This is a genomic window from Kitasatospora sp. NPDC093558, assembly GCF_040683475.1.
In the GTDB taxonomy this organism is placed as follows: Bacteria; Actinomycetota; Actinomycetes; order Streptomycetales; family Streptomycetaceae; genus Kitasatospora.
Window position 1 is genome coordinate 1 of the sequence record NZ_JBFBDY010000569.1, and the last position, 3,983, is coordinate 3,983.

Consider the following 3,983-nt stretch of genomic DNA (forward strand, 5'->3'; position numbering starts at 1 on the left):
GGCAGAGGCCCGTCAGTCCGACGGGCAGTGCGTCCCGGCCTCGGGCAGCCGGCCGTCCACCAGGTACGCCGTGACGGCGCCCCGCACGCACGCGCTCTTGTCGTACGCGGTGTGTCCGTCGCCCTCGCGCGTCAGCAGCACGCCGTGGTCGAAGCCGGCCGCCATCCGCTGCGCCCACGGGTAGGGCGTGACGGGGTCGCCGGTGGAGCCGACGACCAGGATCGGGGCGCTGCCCGTCGCGCGCACGGTGTGCGGCTGCTCGGTCGAACGGTAGGGCCAGGGGCGGCAGTCGGGGTCGAGCAGGGTGGCCCTGGTGTCGTGCGAGCCGGTCAGCGGGGCCCGGTCGGCGAGGTCGGCGAGCGCGGCGCGCAGGTCCGCGTCGGTCGGCGACAGCGGGGCGTCGGCGCAGTGGATCGCGGCGTACGCGTCGGCCGGGGTGTCGAAGTGGCCGTCCTCGTCGCGGCCGGTGTTGCCGTCGGCGAGCTTGAGCAGTTCGTCGCCGTCGCCGCGGGTGATCGCCGGTTCGATGGCCGCGCGCAGCCGCTCCCACGAACGGTGGCCGTCGTACAGGACGTTGAGGACACCGTTCCAGCCGAGGGTCGCGGTGACGGTGCGTCCGCCGGAGGTGCCCAGCGGGTGCTTCTTCAGGCCGTCGAGGAACGTGGCGAGCCGCTTGGGGGCGGTGGCCGGGTCGGTGCCGAGCGGGCAGAAGTCCTCGACGGAGGCGCAGTCGGCGGCGAACGCGGTGAACTCGGCCTCGGTCGCGGCGGCCTGCTCGCCGTTCATGTGCAGGAGGTCGGTGCTGCGCTCGACGGCGCCGTCGAGGACGAGCCGGCCGGTGCGCTCGGGGAACTCCTCGGCGTACAGGGCGCCGAGGTAGGTGCCGTAGGACAGGCCGAGGAAGTCGAGCTTGCGGTCGCCGAGGGCGCTGCGCAGCACGTCCATGTCGCGGGCGCTGTTGCGGGTGCCGAGGAACGGGAGCACCTTGGCGTACTTGGCCTGGCAGGCCTCGGCGAGGACCTGGCCGTGGTCGTAGGACGGGTCGTCGGTGCTGGTCCACTCGTCCCGGGTGCGGTCGTCGAGGCAGTTGACGGGGATCGTGCGCCCGGCGCCGCGCGGGTCGAAGCCGACGAGGTCGAAGTGTTCGTGCAGCGGGCCGTCGAAGCTCTTCCAGCCCCACTGGACCTGGGCCGTGCCGGAGTTGCCGGGGCCGCCGGGGTTGAGCACGAGGGAGCCGACGCGGTGGGACGGGTCGGCGGCGGGAACGCGGGCAAGGGCGACGTCGATGGTCGCGCCGCCGGGGGCGGCGTAGTCGAGCGGCACCTTGAGGGCGGCGCACTGCACGACCGGCTCCCCGGGGTCGGCGTTGCCGTCGTCGGTGCAGGGCGTCCAGTCGATGCGCTGGTCGTAGAGGGCGCGCAGGGCCGGGGAGGCGGTGTCGGAGACCCGTTCGGCGATCGGCGCGCGCGGGGCCGTGCCCGCGGCGCCGCCCGGGGCGGCGGAGCCGGTGCAGCCCGCGGGCAGCGCGACGGCGAGGACGGCGGCGAGGACGGGCAGGGCGCGCCGCGGGTACCGGGGGATCATCGAGTCCACCGCCCACGAATACCACCTGGCCGGTGCTCCGGTCACGCCGGGGACCTGCCGCGACGGCGAAATCCGGGGTACTTCGGGGTACATCAGGGGGCGCACTGTTCGAGCATGGTTTTCTTGTCCGCATCGGTGACCGGGAGTTGGTACTTGAGGGACACCTGGGCGAAGCGCACGGCGTACGCGCAGCGGATCCCGGGGTCGGCGGGCAGCCACGCGGCCGGGCCGGAGTCGCCCTTGGAGGCGTTCTGGGAGCCGTCGGCGGGGATGAGGTTGAGCGGGTCGTTGGCGATCCGGACGCGCTTGGCCTTGTCCCACGCGGCGGCGCCCATCTGCCAGTCGTAGGAGAGCGGCATCACGTGGTCGATCTGGATCTTCGTGGCCTGCTGCTTGGTCCACCGGACGGTCTTGCCCGTGTACGGGTCGAGGATGGTCATCGCGGTGACGACGCAGTCCGAGCCGTCCTTGTGTTCGACGGCCGTGCCGTCGCGGGCGAGGAGGTCGTTGCGGGTGTCGCAGTTGTTGCGCCCGAGCGGGACGCCCTCGACGTTGTCGGTCCAGGCGGGCCCGAACTCGCCCCGGTCGTAGCCGTCGCGCGGGCCGGGGGCGGCGGTGGCGACCTTGGCGATCAGGTCACGTCCCGCCTTGCGGTCCTGCGGCGAACTCAGGGGCGCCAGGCCGGGCTTGGTGCCGTCGGGGTTCTCCAGCGGGCTGGTTCCGGCGCCCGCGGCCGGCTCGTGCGCCCCGCCGTCGCGCCCGCCGACCAGCCAGCCGACCAGTGCGAGCACGCATATCAGGAACACGGTGGCGGCGGACAGCGCGGTGCGGCGGGCGGGCACGGAGAACTCCCGGGGTCAGGGGTGGTTGACGGCGCACCAGCAGAACAGCCACCCCAAGAGATGGTCAAGGCGACGCCACGTGGACCCCAAGGAGCATGTCGAAGATCACACCGGGCCCCCTATCCCCCGATCGCGGACATCGGGCGTTCCGGCCGCACGAAGCCGTCGGAGTTGATCGCGTGACCGGGGCCCTTGCGGCCGATGGTGGCGCGCCAGGCCGCCTCCACCGCGTCGTCGTCGGCGCCGCCGCGCAGGAGGGCGCGCAGGTCGGACTCCTCGGTCGCGAACAGGCAGTTGCGCAGCTGCCCGTCGGCGGTGAGGCGGACCCGGTCGCAGCCGCCGCAGAACGGGCGGGTGACGGAGGCGATCACGCCGATCACGGTGTCGGTGCCGGCGATGCGCCACTCCTCGGCGGGGGCGTTGCCGTGCCGGCCGACCGGGACCAGGCTCCAGCGGGTGCCGAGGACGGCGAGGATCTCGTCGGCGGTGACCATCGTCGAGCGGTCCCAGGCGCCCTGCGCGTCCAGCGGCATGGACTCGATGAACCGCATCCGGTAGCCGTGCTCGGCCGCGAACTCGGCGAGCGGCACGATCTCGTCGTCGTTGACGCCCCGCACCGGGACGGCGTTGACCTTCACCGGCGCGAGGCCCGCGGCCTGCGCGGCGGCGAGGCCCGCGAAGACGTCGGCGATCCGGTCCCGGCGGGTGATCGCCTCGTAGCGCTCGGGCCGCAGGGTGTCCAGGCTGACGTTCACCCGGTGCAGCCCGGCCTCGCGCAGGGCGACGGCGGTGCGGGCGAGCCCGATGCCGTTGGTGGTCAGCGACACCTCGGGGCCGAGCGCGGTGATCCGCCCGACCAGGTCCGGCAGGCCGCGGCGCAGCAGCGGCTCGCCGCCGGTCAGCCGCACCGACGTGATGCCGAGCCGCTCGACGGCGATCCGCACCAGCCGCAGCACCTCGTCGTCGCCGAGCACCTCGGCCTTGGGCAGCCAGTTCAGGCCCTCGGCCGGCATGCAGTACGTGCAGCGCAGGTTGCAGCGGTCGGTGAGCGAGACCCGCAGGTCGGTGTGGACCCGGCCGAAGCGGTCCAGCAGCGGGCGCGGTGCGGTGTTCATCAGCCAAGTACAGGTGCCACCGGGCCGCACCGCCAGCGGCCGAACCACCGGGGACCGGCCGCGACCTGCGGCTTCGCCTTGTGGATTCGTACAACTGTGGGTTCCCACGATGTGCGGCGGCGCCCCGGGCGGGCAGGCTTTGCCCATGCAGACCACTCGTGAGGCGCCCGCGCCGGTCGCCGCGCTCGTGCTCGCCGCCGGGGGCGGGCGGCGGCTCGGCGGCCGGCCCAAGGCGCTGATCCGCTACGACGGCCGGCCGCTGGTCGAGCACGCGGTGGCCGTCGTCCGGGCCGGCGGCTGCGCGGACGTCACGGTCGTGCTGGGCGCCGAGCGCGAGAAGGTCCGCGCCACCGCGCACCTGCCGGGCTGCCGCCTGGCCGACAACCCGGACTGGGCGGGCGGCTTGGGCTCCAGGATGTGATCGGCCATATCGGATGTGGGA

Annotated in this window: 3 protein-coding genes and 1 pseudogene; 1 reads left to right on the top strand and 3 read right to left on the bottom strand. The window is 74.2% G+C overall.

The window, feature by feature from the left end; translation table 11 throughout:
* Positions 1–12 precede the first annotated feature (12 nt).
* From AB0O00_RS31585 to moaA, 3 genes are all read right to left on the bottom strand, one after another.
* Positions 13–1,584, bottom strand: a complete 1,572-nt coding sequence (locus AB0O00_RS31585; protein ID WP_363657605.1) for an alpha/beta hydrolase — start codon at positions 1,582–1,584, stop codon at positions 13–15.
* Between the two features lie 92 nt (positions 1,585–1,676).
* A complete protein-coding gene (locus AB0O00_RS31590; RefSeq protein ID WP_363657609.1) occupies positions 1,677–2,366 on the bottom strand; it encodes an HNH endonuclease family protein in 690 nt (229 codons plus the stop codon).
* 179 nt (positions 2,367–2,545) lie between these two features.
* Positions 2,546–3,541, bottom strand: a complete 996-nt coding sequence (gene moaA, locus AB0O00_RS31595; RefSeq protein WP_363657607.1) for a GTP 3',8-cyclase MoaA — start codon at positions 3,539–3,541, stop codon at positions 2,546–2,548.
* A 145-nt stretch (positions 3,542–3,686) separates the two neighbouring features.
* Between moaA and AB0O00_RS31600 the strand changes: the two are divergent.
* Positions 3,687–3,959 (top strand): annotated as a pseudogene (locus tag AB0O00_RS31600) (NTP transferase domain-containing protein); the annotation flags it as partial.
* Positions 3,960–3,983: the final 24 nt, after the last annotated feature.